Raw genomic sequence first — 15,328 nt, 5'->3', positions numbered from 1 at the left:
TTTCCAGGCCTCATGTGCTACGGCGCGCGGACACTTTCCCAACCAGCCGTGAAAGGCCGCCAGCCCATGGCCGTCGCCGCCAAGAACATTCCCGCGCCCGACCTCGTTCCCGTTCGTCGCGCGCTGCTTTCCGTTTTCGACAAGACCAGGCTCATCGATTTCGCCAGGGCGCTGGCCGCGGCCGGCGTCGAGCTGGTCTCCACCGGCGGCACGGCAAAGGCGATCGCCGAGGCAGGCATGGCTGTGCGCGACGTCTCCGACCTGACCGGCTTTCCCGAGATCATGGACGGCCGCGTCAAGACCCTGCATCCGTCCGTGCACGGCGCGTTGCTTGGCGTGCGCGACGATCCCGAACACGCCGCGGCGATGCGCGATCATGGCATCGAGCCGATCGATCTCGTCGTCTCCAATCTCTACCCTTTCGAGGATGTCCGCCGCTCCGGCGCCGCTTACGCCTCGATCGTCGAGAACATCGACATAGGCGGCCCGGCGATGATCCGCGCCGCCGCCAAAAACCACGCCTATGTCGCCATCGTCACCGACCCCGAGGACTATGCCTCGGTGCTCAACGCGCTTGAGATGAATTTCGGCTCGCTCTCGCTGGATTTCCGCAAGAAGCTGGCGGCCAAGGCCTTCGCCCGCACCGCGACCTATGATGCGGCGATTTCCGGCTGGTTCGCCGAAGCGCTGGAGATCGAGCATCCCACCTGGCGCGCCTTCGGCGGCAGGCTCGACCAGGTGATGCGCTATGGCGAGAACCCGCACCAGAGCGCCGGCTTCTACGTCGATGGCGACAAGCGGCCGGGCGTCGCGACGGCGCGCCAGCTTCAGGGCAAGCAGCTTTCCTACAACAACATCAACGACACCGACGCTGCCTTCGAACTGGTCGGCGAGTTCGATCCGGCCCGCTCCGCCACCGTCGCCATCATCAAGCACGCCAACCCGTGCGGCGTCGCCGAGGGCGCTTCGCTGAAGGCCGCCTATGCCAAGGCGCTTGCCTGCGACCCGGTCTCGGCTTTCGGCGGCATTGTCGCGATGAACCGCACCCTCGATGCCGAGGCCGCCGAAGAGATCGTCAAAACCTTCACCGAGGTCATCATCGCGCCGGCCGCTTCCGAAGAAGCAATCCGCATCGTCGCTGCCAAGAAGAACCTGCGCTTGCTGGTCACCGGCGGCTTGCCCGATCCGCGCGCGGCCGGCTCCACTGTGAAATCCGTTTCTGGCGGGTTGCTCGTCCAGGGCCGCGACAATGCGGTGGTCGACGACCTCGACCTGAAAGTAGTGACCCGGCGCGCCCCGACGCCGGCCGAAACGGCCGATCTGAAATTCGCCTTTCGCATCGCAAAGCACGTCAAGTCGAACGCCATCGTCTATGTCAGGGACGGTGCCACCGTCGGCATCGGCGCCGGCCAGATGAGCCGGGTCGATTCCGCGCGCATCGCCGCGCGCAAGGCGCTCGACGCGGCCGAGGCAGCCGGCCTGGCCGAGCCGCTGACCAAAAATTCTGTCGTCGCCTCGGATGCCTTTTTCCCGTTCGCCGACGGGCTTTTGTCTGCGATCGAAGCCGGCGCTACCGCCGTCATCCAGCCGGGCGGTTCGATGCGCGACGACGATGTCATCGCCGCCGCCGACGCCCACGACATCGCCATGGTGTTTACCGGCGTCAGACATTTCAGGCATTGAGCACCTCTCCTTCTCCCCCTGTGGGAGAAGGTGGCCGAGCGAAGCTCGGTCGGATGAGGGGTGTTGGCAGGATCACTACAGCAACGCGTAAGGGCTTCAAATCCTTGGTGTTTTCACGTTGAGTTTCTCTCAGCACCCTCATCCGTCTCGGCGCTACGCGCCGATCCACCTTCTCCCACAAGGGGAGAAGGGAAGAGCAGCTCTACTCCGCCGCCGCCGGCTGGTCCGCCGGATACGGCGTGCGGACCAGGATCGCCAGGCCGACGCCGAGGAACAGCACGATAACCGCCATGCCAAGCCGTTGCGAGCCGCTGACCCAACCTATGGTCGACACCAGAAACGGCGCGAGGAAGCTGGTTGCCCGTCCGGCCAGTGCGTAGATGCCGAAATAGCGGCCCGATTCGGCCGCAGTGACGCTGCGCGCCATATAGGAGCGGGACGAGGCTTGTACTGGCCCGAAGGCAAGGCCGATCAGCAATCCGTAGAAAATATAGGCCTTTTCCGCCGCCGTGCCGAACAGGCCGCCCGAATCGAGGGTGGAGAGCTGTAGCATCCCGAGCAGCGTGAAACCCGGTCCGGTCGAGACAATGCCGATTGTCGCGATAGACAGCATCACCAGCGAAATCATCACCACGGCCTTGGAGCCGAGCGCCGTGTCGAGACGGGCGGCGATCCAGCAGCCGACGATGGCGACGACGTTGAGGATGATGCCGAATAGGCCGATCTCGGTGATCGACCAAGCGAACATCCCTGCCGCGAAAAGCCCTCCAAGCGCAAGCAGCGCATTGACGCCGTCTTGGTAGATCATGCGGGCGACCAGGAAGCGGAAGATGCCGCTGCGCTGGCGCACTTCGGCCAGTGTCGACTTCAGCTCCGACAGCCCTTCGCGCACCGCTGGCCCGATCGGAATGCCTTTGACGGCATCCGGGGTGAAGAAGAACATTGGCAGGATGAACAGCAAGTACCAGCCAGCCGACAGCGGCCCGGTCGCCCGAGCGTCCTCGCCGAGTATCGGGTCGAGACCGAAGATCGGGTCGAGACCGACGATCGTCTTGCCGGTTTCCGGCGAGCCGGCCATGACGGCAACGACGAAGATCAGCGCGATCATGCCGCCGAGATAGCCGAGACCCCAAGCGATGTTCGATATCCTTCCAATCTCGCTCTTCGGCACCAGGCGCGGCATCATTGAATCGTTGAACACTGTCGAGAATTCCGCCGCAACCGACGCCACTGAAAAGAGAATCGCGACTAGGAAAAGACTCGAGCCGGGGGCGGCAAACCAGAGCAAACAAAGACTCGTGATCTTGATCGCAGCAAAGAACGCAATCCACGGCTTTCGCGGGCCAGTCTGATCTGCGATCGAGCCTAGTATGGGCGACAAAACGGCAATGACCAGTCCCGCTGCGGCGATGCTCCAACCCCAGACCGTCTGGCCAAGTAGGTGCTGGGATTCGACGTAAGTTTCAACTGCGGCTGGACCGGCTGCCTGGGCAGCTTGCATTGCAGCCGGATCCAGAACCATGCGCGAAGCGAAATAAGGGCCGAAGATAAAGGTGGTGATGACCGTGAAGAACGGCTGCGCTGCCCAGTCGAACAGCATCCATCCCCAGATGCCGCGTTCCGGCGCTCGCTGCACTGCTATTTCGGCCATGTGCCCTCCCACGAACGGTGCCCCCGAAGCGGGGAACCGTTTCGCTCTATAGCGCAGTTCCTGCCGGCAATCCCGAGCGATGTAGGAGACTTCTCACAGCGCCGTCAGGTCGCTGATCAGCCCCGATGCCACCGACAACCGCGACACGGTGATGTCGCCGCCCTCGGTCAACGCCTGCAGCCGCTCGCGGATGCGCCCGACTCTCTCGCCGCCGGCCTCCAGCCATGCCGCCACCGGGTCCGCCGCTTCGGCATGGCCGGTGAGCGCCGCCACGGCGATGCCGCGTCTGGCTGCGCCGATCGTGTCGATGGCGCGGGAAAGCGCCAATTGATCGTAATAGTCGGACGGCGCGATGGAGCGCGCCGCATCCTCGACGCGCGGAATACGGAAGGCATCGCTGACCGCGAAAAACGCCTTCGCGGCGGCGATGATGTCGGCATTCGCCGTTCGGGCCGTCAGCGCGATGTCAGGCACGACGCCGGCCACATCGGTCAGCGCCAGATGTTCTGCCAGCCGTTCGGGCGCGCCGCCTTTGGCCAGACCATGCCGCCGCTCCTCGATCCGCTCGCGCGAGAAGGCCGGCAGCAGCGAAGTGAGCTTCGGCTCCAGTGTCTTGCGGGCGTCCTGCAATTCGGCGATCCGTTGGCCGAGCGGAGCGGTGCTGGTATCGTTCTTGAGATACCAGCCGCTGGCGACATAGGTGAGCCGGCTAACCGCCTGATATAGGTCGAGCTGCACCTGTCCGTCGATCTGGTTGTCGAGTGCATCGATCTGGCGATAGAGCGCCGGCAAGCCAAAGCCGTCGCGCACCACAGCAAAAGTCCGGACCACGTCGGCCGCGCTGCGGCCGGTTGCTTCCTGCAGCCTGTTGATAAAGGGTGGGCCGCCGCGATTGACCAGATCGTTGGCGACGACACGAGCGATGATTTCACGGCGCAGGCGATGGCCATGGATTTCGGCCGCGTATTTCTTCGCCATACGGTCCGGAAAATAGCCCATCAGGTCACGGTCGAAATGCGGATCGTCCGGCACGTCGCTGGCGACGATGTCGGAGAACAGCACGATCTTGGCATAGGCCAGCAGCACGCCGAGCTCGGCCCTGGTCAGCGGCTCGCCGCGCGCCTCGCGCTCGGCAAGGGCTGCCGGCGGCGGCAGAGCTTCGACATTGCGGTCGAGCAGGCCGCGAACCTCGAGCGCTGCCATGAAACGGCTCTGATGGGCGATATCGGCAAGGCCGCGCTTGCGGGCAAGCGACAGCGCCAGCGTCTGCTCGTAATTATTGGACAGCACCAGCGCGCTCACCTCGTCGGTCATTTCGGCGAGAAGCTTGTTGCGCGCTGGGCGGGTCAGCGCCCCCTTGCGCATGGCGGAAGCCAGCGCGATCTTGATGTTGACCTCGACGTCGGAGCAGTTGACACCGCCCGAATTGTCGATGGCATCGGAATTGCAGCGCCCGCCATTCAGCCCGAACTCGATGCGGGCCCGCTGCGTCGCGCCGAGATTGGCGCCCTCGCCGATAACTTTGGCGCGCACTTCGAGCGCAGTCACCCGAATAGCATCGTTGGCGCGATCGCCGGCGTCCTGATTGGTTTCCGTCGATGCCCTGAGATACGTGCCGATGCCGCCGAACCACAAAAGGTCGACCGGCGCCTTGAGAATGGCGCTCATGATCTCGACCGGCGAGGCGGTCGTCTTGCCCAGGCCGATCGCCGCGGCCGCCGCCGGCGGCAGGGTGATCGATTTCTGGCTGCGTGAGACGATGATGCCGCCCTCGGACAGTTTTGTCTTGTCGTAGTCCTGCCAGCTCGAACGGGCGAGGGCGAACATGCGCCGGCGCTCGGCCATTGAAACCGCCATATCGGGAGCGGGATCGATGAAAATGTCGCGATGGTCGAAGGCGGCGATCAGCCGGGTTTGCTCGGACAGGAGCATGCCGTTGCCGAACACGTCGCCCGACATGTCGCCGACACCGACGACGGTGAAGGGCATGGTCTGAATGTCGCGGTTCATCTCGCGGAAATGCCGCTTGACCGCTTCCCAGGCGCCCTTGGCGGTGATGCCCATCTTCTTGTGATCGTAGCCGGCCGAGCCGCCGCTGGCGAAGGCGTCGTCGAGCCAGAAGCCATGCTTCTCGCTGATAGCGTTGGCGGTGTCGGAGAACGTCGCCGTACCCTTGTCGGCGGCGACGACGAAATACGGATCGTCCTGGTCGCGCCGCACGACGCCAGCTGGCGGAATGACGCCGTCCAGGCCGATATTGTCGGTGATCGACAACAGGCTGGAGACGTAATTCTTGTAGGCGGACGCGCCGGCTTCGAAGATGGCATCGCGACCGGCACCCATCGGCAGCTTTTTCGGATAGAAACCGCCCTTGGCGCCAACCGGCACGATCACCGCATTCTTGACCTGCTGCGCCTTGACCAGGCCGAGCACCTCGGTGCGGTAGTCCTGGGCGCGGTCCGACCAGCGCAGGCCGCCGCGGGCGACCGGGCCGAAACGCAGATGCACGCCCTCGACCTCGGAACCGTAGATGAATATCTCCCGCCACGGCCGCGGCGCCGGCAGACCGTCGACCGCCTGCGAGTCGAGCTTGATCGCCAGCGACTGGCCCTTCTCCTTCAGATCGGGAACGAAATGATTGGTGCGTAGCGAAGCTTCAATCAGGTTGAGGTAGCGACGGATGATGGTGTCGTCATCGATGTTGGGAACCTCTTCCAACGCATCCCTGATCTTGGCCTTGAGGTGCTTGGCCGTGACCACCCCTTCCGTCTCCGCCGTCGGTCCGAGGCGGGCGACGAACAGCTCATGCAGGCCACGCGCGATCTCCGGATAGCGGTTGAGTGCGGCGGCAATGAAATCCTGGCTCTGCGGGATGCCGGCCTGCTGCAGATAGCGGCCATAGGCGCGCAGGATGGTGACCTCGCTCGACCACAGGCCGGCGGTCTGGGCAAGGCCGTTATAGCCGTCATTGTCGATGTCACCGCGCCAGACGCAAAGGAACGCGTCCTCGAACAGCGCGCCGCGGTCGCCAAGGTCGATCGCCTTGCCGTAGCTGTTTTCGAGCTCCATGTCGTGGATGAAGACCATGCCCGGCTGATCACTATTGATCATGCCGGAAGCCTCGTCGCCGACCTCGAAGGTGCGCTCGCTGATAACCCGGAAACCGATGTTCTCCAGCACCGGAACCCGTCGCGACAGCGCCACCGGGCTGCCGTGGTGATAGATCTTCAGCGCCGCCTGATGCGGTTCCTGGTTGGCGTGACGGTAGTAGTCGATGGCGATCGGATTGGCCGCACTGATCCTGGCGATGCGCCCGGCATCGGCCAACGCCTCCGCCGGCGAGAAGCTGTCGCGATAGCTCCCCGAGAAGCGCGAGGCGATCGCCGTGAGTGCCGCATCGGCGCCGATCTCGGCCGCGGTCTCGCGCAGCACGTCGTCCCAGGTCCGCACGATGGCGCGGATCGCTGCCTCGATCGTCGACTGGTCGACCTTCGGCGTCTTGCCGCCGGAACGGCCGATGATGAAGTGGACACGAGCCAGCCCGCCTTCCGGGAAGGCCGGGTAGTAGGCAGACAGCCGGCCTTCGAACACCGTCTTCAGATAGGTGCCGATCTTCTCGCGCACGACGCTGTCATAACGGTCGCGCGGCACGAAGACGAGGATCGAGACGAAACGGTCGAACTGATCGGCGCGCACCAGCGCCCTGACGCGCGGTCGTTCGACCAGCCCCAGAATGGCTTCGGCGTGCTTGCGCAGGATCGGCACCGGAACCTGAAACAGCTCGTCGCGCGGATAGCTCTCCAGCACGTTGATCAGTGCCTTGCCGGAGTGGTCTTCAGGGTTGAAGCCGGATTTGGCGATGATGGTTTCGGCTTTCGACCTGAGATAAGGGATCTTCATCACCGAGCGCGTGTAGGCGGTTGAGGTGAACAGGCCGACGATGCGCAACTCGCCGGCGAGCACGCCCTTGGCGGTGTAGGTCTTGACGCCGATGTAATCGAGATAGATGCGGCGGTGCACCGACGATTTGGCGTTGGCCTTGGTGACGATCAGCGGTTCCGGCCCGTGCAGAAAGGCGCGGATTTCCGGCGTCGTCGTCACCGCTTCGGTGCCGCGCCGCAGCACCAGCACGTCGGGATCGGAGAGGATGCCGAGGCCGGGCTTTTCGGTGCGCTCCAGCGTGCCGCTCTTCTCGCCGCCGGTATATTTGAACTCGCGCATGCCGAGGAAGGTGAAATTGTCGTCGCGCAGCCATTCGAGAAAGGCGATCGCTTCAGTGACATGGGCCTTGTCGAGCGGCACCGGAGCGTAGCGGAACTCCGAGATCGCCTGGTCGAGGCGGGCCAGCATCGGCTTCCAGTCGGTGACAGCGGCGCGCACCTGGCCTAATATTTTCTTCAACCGCTCGGTCAATGCGTCGGCCTGATCGGCCGAAAGACGCGCGATATGGACGTGGATGACGCTCAGCCGCTCGTGACTGTGATCGCCCTTGGCAAAGCCGCCATCGCCGAGGATTTCGTCGACGCCGCTCTTGCCGTGCCTGACGACGATGACCGGGTGGGTAACCAGCAGCGGTTCGCCAGCGCTCTCGGTGATCTCGCCGAGGATGGAATCGAACAGGAACGGCATGTTGTCGTTGACGACGGTGATCACCGTCATCGGCCTGCCCTGGCGGACGACACCGGAATCGACGTCTATGGCGACGAGGCAATCGCCTTTCTTGTGCCTGGCGACGGCGCGTCCGGCGAGATCGGCGGCGCGTTCGAGGGCGGTGACCTCATAGGCGGCCACATCTTCGGCCGGCGCACGGGCCAGCAGGTAATCGGCGAGCCTGCCGGGTTTCTCGCTGCCCTTGGCCGTGCTTATCTTTTTCAACTGGCTTGCAGATTTCAGGCCGGCCATGTCGCTAATCCCTCCCGTCATATGTTTTGCGACTATGGTAGCAGATGACCGATATTTGGCGACAAAGGTTTGACCGCTTGCGACGAAATGTCGGGATTCGCCGGTGGGTCACCGAAAATGAGGAGAAAATCCGCCATGAAAGACAAAATCATCGCACTTGACCTCGCGCCTGCGGAACTGAGCGAAGCGACGAAAGCCTATTTCGCCAAATGCGAGGAGAAGCTCGGCCTCGTTCCCAATGTGCTTTTGGCCTACGCTTTCGACGAGACGAAGCTGCGCGCCTTCACCGACATGTACAACGACCTGATGCTGGGTGTCTCAGGCCTGTCGAAGTTGGAGCGCGAGATGATCGCGGTCGCCGTCTCCTCCATCAACCATTGCTACTATTGCCTCGCCGCCCATGGCGCGGCGGTGCGCCAGCTTTCCGGCGACCCCGCCTTTGGCGAGATGATGGTGATGAATTTCCGCGCCGCCGACCTTTCCGCGAGACAGAAGGCGATGCTTGAATTCGCGGTGAAGCTGACCGAGCAGCCGGCGAAAATCGTCGAGGCCGACCGTGCAACGCTGCGTGAGGCCGGCTTTTCCGATCGTGACATCTGGGACATCGCCTCGACGGCCGCCTTCTTCAACATGTCGAACCGGGTGGCGGCGGCGGTCGACATGCGGCCGAACGATGAATACCACGCGATGGCGCGGTGAGGTGCGACTCAACAGAACCGTACATTGGCTATTGCGCATTCTCATTGCGTCATTGCCGGTTTGGTCCGATGATCAGCATGCGGCGTGACCGCATGTCGGTTCGACGCCGCTGATCAACGGAGGAGAACATGGCGAAATTTCTCTATGTGTATCACGGCTCGGGCAAGATGCCGACCGACGAGGCCGAACGGAAGGCGGCGATGGATGCCTGGAACGGCTGGTACGGCAAGCTTGGCTCGGCCGTAGTCGACGGCGGCAATCCGGTCGGCATGTCGAAGACCGTCCTGCCCGGCGGCAAGGTCGAGAACAATGGCGGCAGCAATCCGACCGCCGGTTACACAATCATCGAAGCGACAGACATCGACGATGCCGTCGCCAAGGCCAAGAATTGTCCTATCCTGACGGATCCGGGTTTCAGCGTCGAGATCGCGCCGATCATCGAGATGATGTGACGCTCAGGACCGCGCCGCGATCGCCGCCGCGGCGCCGGCCATGGTGGTGGCGCTGACGCGGTTGGCGATCTTCATCGCCCGCTTGCTCTTCAGCAGTTTTCGCGCCTGGGCTGCCGCGAGCACCCAGGCCAGATCGATGGCGACCAGAACCACGGCCATGGTCAGCGTCAGCTCGACCCAGCCGACGACCGTCACCGAGGCGAGATCGATGATGGTCGGCAGCAGCGCCAGGTAGAACATCATGATCTTGGGATTGCCGAGCGTCACCGCCATGCCGGCAAAGAACAGTTTGACGGCCGATTCATCGCGCGGCATCTCACCCTCGCGCGCCTCGACCGGGGCCGTCCACATTTTCCAGGCGAGGTAGGCGAGATAGGCGACGCCGAGCCATTTCAGCACGACGAAGGCGAGATGGAAGGTCTGCGCCACCACCGCCAGGCCGAATACCGCCAGCGACAGCCAGATGCCCTCGCCGATCCACATGGCGAGCAGGAACGGGAACACATCGCGAAAACCCTTTGCGATGACCCGCGCCACCAGAGCGGCAATCGAGGGGCCGGGCGAGCCCGCGGCGACGAAAAGGGCGGCGGCGAAGATCAGAAGCGAGGTGACGTGCATGACCGGGATCTTTGCTTGAGACGTTGACCGTTCAATTGTAGCGCAAGTGTTCCACCGGCGGTAGCATCGATCAAGGAAGAGCTTGCCGGCTCGACACCTCGCGGCTAGAAGTTTCGTCCCGACACAATTTCGAGCTTCACTTTGCCTACGTAACCGCCGGTCTCGTCAACTCCCCCGATACAATGCATGGCGCCGCATTCGCGACGTCGGTTTCATATCAAGCGTTCCTCAGGGTGGCGGTTCGAGACCGGTTTGGCACTGCTGAACCGCTGTCGCGTTTCTCCACCCGCGACATCTGATTCCCGACCACCGCAGCCTCTCGCCACGCCGTGCCCGCATGGGCATCTCGACATCGCCGATCTGACGAACTTCCCGACGGGAAGGGCTTTTCGGCATGTCTTCGATACTGCGTATCCGCTGGACCATCGCCCCCAAAACTGCACCTCGACCGCACATCAACTGCAATCGCTGCGGCGGCGTGAAGGCGTACCACAGCAGCGGGAAATTTCGCGTCAACGCCAACGGCAAACGCATCGATGCGTGGCTGATCTACCGCTGCGTCGATTGCGACAATTCCTGGAATTTCGGCATTGTAGAGCGGTGCAACCGCCGCGACATCAAGCCTGCGCTGCTGCAGGCGCTCGAAAGCAACGACCCGGCCCTGGCGCGCCGCCATGCTTTCGACGCCGTGGCACTGCGAAGCAGGATCGGGCGCGTCGAGGAGTTTCCTAAAGCCGCCGTTCACAAGGAGGTGCTCGGCGACAGGCCGGAAAACACCACCGGTCTCGAACTCAAGCTCGGGCTCAAGATGCCGACAGCGCTGCGGCTCGACCGGTTGCTCGCCAGCGAACTCGGCATCTCGCGATCGCGGCTTCAGGCTTGGGACGAGAAGCGATTGCTGGTCGTTGGGCCGGACGGGGCCAAATCCTTGCGCAAGCCGGCTCGAGCGGAAACGACGATCCGCATCGATCTGTTTGGGGAGCCGGATCGCGACGGCATTATCGCGGCTGCAGGTGGATAAGGTAAAAAGAGAGGGAGCACGCGCATGTTCCCTCCCTCATAATCGCTGAGAAAAAGTGGCTTACGCCGCGCCGACCACTTTCGCCGACTTCTCAAAACGCTTGCGCTCGTTCGGGTCGAGATAGAGCTTGCGCAGACGGATGGTCTTCGGCGTCACCTCGACCAGCTCGTCGTCCTGGATCCAGGCCAGCGCGCGTTCCAGCGTCATGCGGATCGGCGGCGTCAGCTTCACCGCCTCATCCTTGCCGGCGGCACGGATGTTGGTCAGCTTCTTGCCCTTCAGCACGTTCACTTCGAGGTCGTTGTCGCGTGAATGGATGCCGATGATCATGCCCTGATAGACCTTGACGCCCGGATCGATGACCATCGGGCCGCGGTCTTCCAGGTTCCACATGGCATAAGCCACTGATTCACCCTGCTCGTTGGAGATCAGCACGCCGTTGGTGCGGCCCGGCAGCTCACCCTTGTAGGGTTCGTAGGCATGGAACAGCCGGTTCATGACAGCGGTGCCGCGCGTGTCGGTCAACAGTTCCGACTGATAGCCGATCAGGCCGCGCGTCGGCGCGTGGAAGACGATGCGCTGGCGGTTGCCGCCCGACGGACGCAATTCGACCATCTCGGCCTTGCGCTCCGACATTTTCTGCACGACGACGCCGGCATGCTCCTCGTCGACGTCGATGACGACTTCCTCGACCGGCTCGAGCAACTCGCCGTTGTCGCCCTTCTGCATGACGACCCGCGGTCGCGACACGGCGATCTCGAACCCTTCGCGGCGCATCGTCTCGATCAGCACGGCAAGCTGCAATTCGCCGCGGCCGGAGACGAAGAACGAATCCTTGTCCGGCGATTCCTCGATCTTCAGCGCGACATTGCCTTCGGCCTCGCGCAGCAGGCGGTCGCGGATGACGCGGCTGGTCACCTTGTCGCCCTCGGTGCCGGCCAGCGGGCTGTCGTTGACGAGGAACGACATCGTCACGGTCGGCGGATCGATCGGCTGCGCATGCAGCGGCTCGGTCACCGACAGGTCGCAGAACGTGTCGGCGACGGTGCCCTTCGACAGGCCGGCAATGGCGACGATATCGCCCGCCTGCGCCTCGTCGATCGGCTGGCGCTCGAGCCCGCGGAAAGCCAGTATCTTCGAGATGCGGCCGGTTTCGACCTGGGTGCCGTCATGATGCAGCACCTTGACCGCCTGGTTGGATTTAAGCGTGCCGGATTCGATGCGACCGGTGATGATGCGGCCGAGGAATGGATTGGCCTCCAGGATGGTGCCGATCATCCGGAACGGGCCGGGATGGACGGTCGGCGCCGGCACATGCTTGATGACGAGGTCGAACAGCGGCGCCAGGCCCTGGTCCTTCGGGCCTTCGGGGCTTTCCGACACCCAGCCGTCGCGGCCCGAACCGTAAAGGATCGGGAAGTCGAGCTGTTCGTCGGTTGCGTCAAGCGCTGCAAACAGGTCGAACACTTCGTTGACCACCTCGACATGGCGGGCGTCCGGCCGGTCGATCTTGTTGATAACGACGATCGGCTTCAATCCGACCTTGAGCGCCTTGCCGACGACGAATTTGGTCTGCGGCATCGGCCCTTCGGCGGCATCGACCAGCACGATGGCCGAATCCACCATCGACAGGATGCGCTCGACTTCACCGCCGAAATCGGCGTGCCCGGGGGTGTCGACGATGTTGATGCGGGTGTCCTTCCAGTCGACCGAGGTCGCCTTGGCCAGGATGGTAATGCCGCGTTCCTTTTCGAGGTCGTTCGAATCCATGGCGCGTTCGGCGACGCGCTGGTTGTCGCGGAACGAGCCGGACTGTTTCAGGAGCTGGTCGACGAGGGTGGTTTTTCCATGGTCGACGTGCGCGATGATCGCGATATTACGAATTTTCATGTTGTGGTCTCGGGAGCGTTGCAGGCAGCAGGCCAAAAGGCGCTGCCTCTTTCGGTTGGGCGGCTCATACAGGGTTTTTCGCAATTGCGAAAGAGGAGGCGCGCCACCAAATACATGGTCACCAAATCTTAAGCGTCTTGGTGTGAAATGGAATTATTAACCAAAGCGGAACCTTTCGCGGTCGGGACAGTTCAAATTTCATGAGCAAAACGGGCATCAAATACCGGCCAATCCTCGCATGGCCTGCCCTCGCCGTTCTGCTTGCGGCAGGCGTGGCACAGTCGGCCGCGACGTCGAAGGAGGCACGTCCTGCCCCGCCGTCCGACGCACGAACGGCGGCACAGTTGTTTGCCGACGCTCCCGATGGCGTCGACCCGGTGGTGACCGGGCCGGTTAGCGCCGCCTTCAAGCAGAGGCAGGAGGCTGCCAACTGCGACAGCGCTGTTTGGCCCAACATTCCGACCGTTTGCTATCCGGATTGACGACCGCGCTTTACCTCCCCCTTGTGGGGAGGGTCGATCCGCGAAGCGGAGCGGGGTGAGGGTGCGTGCCCCACCTATGTCGGCGCTTCACCCCCACCCCGTCTCGCCAGCTTCGCTTTTGCGAAGCCGCCTTGCCGACCCTCCCCACAAGGGGGAGGGTAAACAGGCGCCAGTTCCCCTCACGCCGAATGCACCGGATCGAGCGCGACCTTGTAGAGTTCATTGTCGTCGCGATCCATCAGCCGCACCGTCATCTGTTCAGTGGCGCCGTCGATGTCGACGAGGCCGAAGAACTGCAGGCCGGCCGAAGGTGGCAGGTTCTGTCCCTGCTCGGCGGTTGGCGCCTTGATGAATTTCAGCTCCGGGCCGAAGGTCATGTCGAAATCATTGGGTCCGTACGTGCCGGCGTGGAGCGGACCGGAAACGAATTCCCAGAACGGATTGAAGTCCTGGAACTGCGCCTTGTCGGGATTGTAGTAGTGCGCCGCCGTGTAATGCACGTCAGCGGTCAGCCAGACGGTGTTGGTGATGCCGGCATTCTTTATATAGCGAAGGAGGTCGGCAATTTCCAGTTCGCGGCCCTTGGCCGGGCCATTGTCGCCATTGCTGATGGCCTCGGCGCCGGCCTTTTTGGTGGCGTCGTTCCAGACGACGAGACCGAGGGGCATGTCGGCGGCGATGATTTTCCAGGTCGCGTTGGAGTTTGCCAGTTCGCGTTTCAGCCACTTCATCTGCTGTTCGCCGAGGATGCGCGATTGCGGCGTCACCGTATCCTGCATGCCGGGGCCATTGGCGCCGCGATAGGAACGCATGTCGAGGAAGAACACTTCGAGCAGCGGCCCGTAGGCGATCTTGCGATAGACGCGGCCCGGTTCCGACGGCTCGTAGCGGATCGTCGTCATCTCGTGGAAGGCGCGTGCCGCGCGTGCCGCCAGCACATGGATGTTTTTGTCCGAGTAGCGGTCGTCGGCGCTCAGGTCCTTCGAATCCGACCAGTTGTTCACCACCTCGTGGTCGTCCCACTGATAGAAGGTCGGGCAGATGGCGTTGAGCCCCAGTACGTTCTTGTCCATCATGTTGTATTTCCACTGGCCGCGGTACTCGTCCAGCGTCTCGGCAACCTTGCGCTTTTCGTCGATGAGAACGTTGTTCTTCCACTTGCTGCCACCGGGAAGGTCGACCTCGTCCTTCATTGGGCCGTCGGCATAGATGGTGTCGCCGGAATGCAAGAAGAAGTCGGGCGTATGCTTGCCGATCGTGGCATAGGTCTTCATGCCGGTGTCGTCGATGCCCCAGCCCTGGCCGGCGGTATCGCCCGACCAGGCGAAACGAATGTCGCGCTTCGAGGCCGGCGCCGTGCGGAAGCGGCCGACGATCGGCTCGGAGACGGCGTTGATGTCGGCGAGATCGGCCGCAATCATGCGGTAGAAGATGTCCTGGTCGGAGGCGAGGTCGGTGAGCAGCCGCTTTACCGTGTAATCGCTGGCCGGTGACGTATCGAGCGGCGCAAGGCGCAAGGGATTGGCGAAATTTTCCGTCGACGAGACTTCGAACATAACGCGCGAAGGGCGGTCGGTGCGGGTCCACACCACGCCGCTGGTGGCGTCGACATCGCCCGACTGGATGCCATGGGTGAAGGCGGGCCGCTGATTGGCGCGCGAATAATAGGGAAGCGCGAGGCCCGATACGCCGACGAGGCCGGCGGCGCTCGCCGACGTGACAAAAGCGCGGCGTGAAATCTTGTTCATGGCTGTCTCCTGGATGGCTTAAACGTCGCCGCCAAGGTCCAGCCTCAATGTTTCACGCACATCTCGAAAGCATGAAGGTTTTATTACAATCGACAGGAGGGAAGGCTGGGTCGCGCAGTCGGCGGAGCTGCCGATCTCCCCTCGTGGGGGAGATGGCCGGCAGGCCAGAGGGGGGCGCTGTC

The 15,328-nt window shown here is 63.2% G+C and carries 10 protein-coding genes; 5 read left to right on the top strand and 5 right to left on the bottom strand.

Annotation, left to right across the window (positions count from 1 at the left end):
* Positions 1-66 precede the first annotated feature (66 nt).
* The gene (gene purH, locus NMG80_RS02260; RefSeq protein WP_254016636.1) at positions 67-1,683 is read left to right on the top strand and encodes a bifunctional phosphoribosylaminoimidazolecarboxamide formyltransferase/IMP cyclohydrolase; all 1,617 of its coding nucleotides are present in this window, start codon (positions 67-69) and stop codon (positions 1,681-1,683) included.
* A gap of 202 nt (positions 1,684-1,885) precedes the next feature.
* On the opposite strand, the gene NMG80_RS02255 is transcribed toward purH, so the two are convergent.
* Both NMG80_RS02255 and NMG80_RS02250 read right to left on the bottom strand, forming a co-directional pair.
* Complete coding sequence (locus NMG80_RS02255) at positions 1,886-3,334, bottom strand: MFS transporter (RefSeq protein WP_254016635.1); 1,449 nt, start codon at positions 3,332-3,334, stop codon at positions 1,886-1,888.
* Between the two features lie 93 nt (positions 3,335-3,427).
* Positions 3,428-8,236 (bottom strand): NAD-glutamate dehydrogenase, encoded by a 4,809-nt coding sequence (locus NMG80_RS02250; protein ID WP_254016634.1) that lies wholly within the window; start codon positions 8,234-8,236, stop codon positions 3,428-3,430.
* A gap of 135 nt (positions 8,237-8,371) precedes the next feature.
* Here NMG80_RS02250 and NMG80_RS02245 point away from each other — a divergent pair, with 135 nt between their 5' ends.
* Positions 8,372-8,935: a peroxidase-related enzyme gene (locus NMG80_RS02245; RefSeq protein ID WP_254016633.1), complete on the top strand. Its 564-nt coding sequence runs from the start codon at positions 8,372-8,374 to the stop codon at positions 8,933-8,935.
* Positions 8,936-9,063: 128 nt separating this feature from the next.
* Positions 9,064-9,387, top strand: coding sequence for a YciI family protein (locus tag NMG80_RS02240; RefSeq protein WP_254016632.1), 324 nt, complete (start codon positions 9,064-9,066; stop codon positions 9,385-9,387).
* 3 nt (positions 9,388-9,390) lie between these two features.
* On the opposite strand, the gene NMG80_RS02235 is transcribed toward NMG80_RS02240, so the two are convergent.
* Positions 9,391-10,005 (bottom strand): LysE family translocator, encoded by a 615-nt coding sequence (locus NMG80_RS02235; protein ID WP_254016631.1) that lies wholly within the window; start codon positions 10,003-10,005, stop codon positions 9,391-9,393.
* A 394-nt stretch (positions 10,006-10,399) separates the two neighbouring features.
* Between NMG80_RS02235 and NMG80_RS02230 the strand changes: the two genes are divergently transcribed.
* Positions 10,400-11,026, top strand: coding sequence for a DUF1062 domain-containing protein (locus NMG80_RS02230; RefSeq protein WP_254016630.1), 627 nt, complete (start codon positions 10,400-10,402; stop codon positions 11,024-11,026).
* A 60-nt stretch (positions 11,027-11,086) separates the two neighbouring features.
* On the opposite strand, the gene typA is transcribed toward NMG80_RS02230, so the two are convergent.
* A complete protein-coding gene (gene typA, locus NMG80_RS02225; RefSeq protein WP_254016629.1) occupies positions 11,087-12,916 on the bottom strand; it encodes a translational GTPase TypA in 1,830 nt (609 codons plus the stop codon).
* Positions 12,917-13,116: 200 nt separating this feature from the next.
* Here typA and NMG80_RS02220 point away from each other — a divergent pair, with 200 nt between their 5' ends.
* Positions 13,117-13,398, top strand: coding sequence for a hypothetical protein (locus tag NMG80_RS02220; protein ID WP_254016628.1), 282 nt, complete (start codon positions 13,117-13,119; stop codon positions 13,396-13,398).
* A 179-nt stretch (positions 13,399-13,577) separates the two neighbouring features.
* Here NMG80_RS02220 and NMG80_RS02215 read toward each other — a convergent pair whose 3' ends face one another.
* Complete coding sequence (locus tag NMG80_RS02215; protein ID WP_254016627.1) at positions 13,578-15,146, bottom strand: alkaline phosphatase D family protein; 1,569 nt, start codon at positions 15,144-15,146, stop codon at positions 13,578-13,580.
* Positions 15,147-15,328: the final 182 nt, after the last annotated feature.

Origin of the sequence: Mesorhizobium escarrei, from assembly GCF_935825525.1 — a bacterium.
Classification (GTDB): domain Bacteria; phylum Pseudomonadota; class Alphaproteobacteria; order Rhizobiales; family Rhizobiaceae; genus Mesorhizobium; species Mesorhizobium escarrei.
The sequence above is the reverse complement of the archived record's forward strand: the minus strand, read 5'-3'. Positions and strand labels throughout refer to the sequence as shown.

Excerpts from the sequence above, each read along its gene's own strand:
- purH (WP_254016636.1), top strand. The coding sequence starts at position 67 with ATGGCCGTCGCCGCCAAGAACATTCCCGCGCCCGACCTCGTTCCCGTT.
- NMG80_RS02255 (WP_254016635.1), bottom strand. The coding sequence starts at position 3,334 with ATGGCCGAAATAGCAGTGCAGCGAGCGCCGGAACGCGGCATCTGGGGA.
- NMG80_RS02250 (WP_254016634.1), bottom strand. The coding sequence starts at position 8,236 with ATGGCCGGCCTGAAATCTGCAAGCCAGTTGAAAAAGATAAGCACGGCC.
- NMG80_RS02245 (WP_254016633.1), top strand. The coding sequence starts at position 8,372 with ATGAAAGACAAAATCATCGCACTTGACCTCGCGCCTGCGGAACTGAGC.
- NMG80_RS02240 (WP_254016632.1), top strand. The coding sequence starts at position 9,064 with ATGGCGAAATTTCTCTATGTGTATCACGGCTCGGGCAAGATGCCGACC.
- NMG80_RS02235 (WP_254016631.1), bottom strand. The coding sequence starts at position 10,005 with ATGCACGTCACCTCGCTTCTGATCTTCGCCGCCGCCCTTTTCGTCGCC.
- NMG80_RS02230 (WP_254016630.1), top strand. The coding sequence starts at position 10,400 with ATGTCTTCGATACTGCGTATCCGCTGGACCATCGCCCCCAAAACTGCA.
- typA (WP_254016629.1), bottom strand. The coding sequence starts at position 12,916 with ATGAAAATTCGTAATATCGCGATCATCGCGCACGTCGACCATGGAAAA.
- NMG80_RS02220 (WP_254016628.1), top strand. The coding sequence starts at position 13,117 with ATGAGCAAAACGGGCATCAAATACCGGCCAATCCTCGCATGGCCTGCC.
- NMG80_RS02215 (WP_254016627.1), bottom strand. The coding sequence starts at position 15,146 with ATGAACAAGATTTCACGCCGCGCTTTTGTCACGTCGGCGAGCGCCGCC.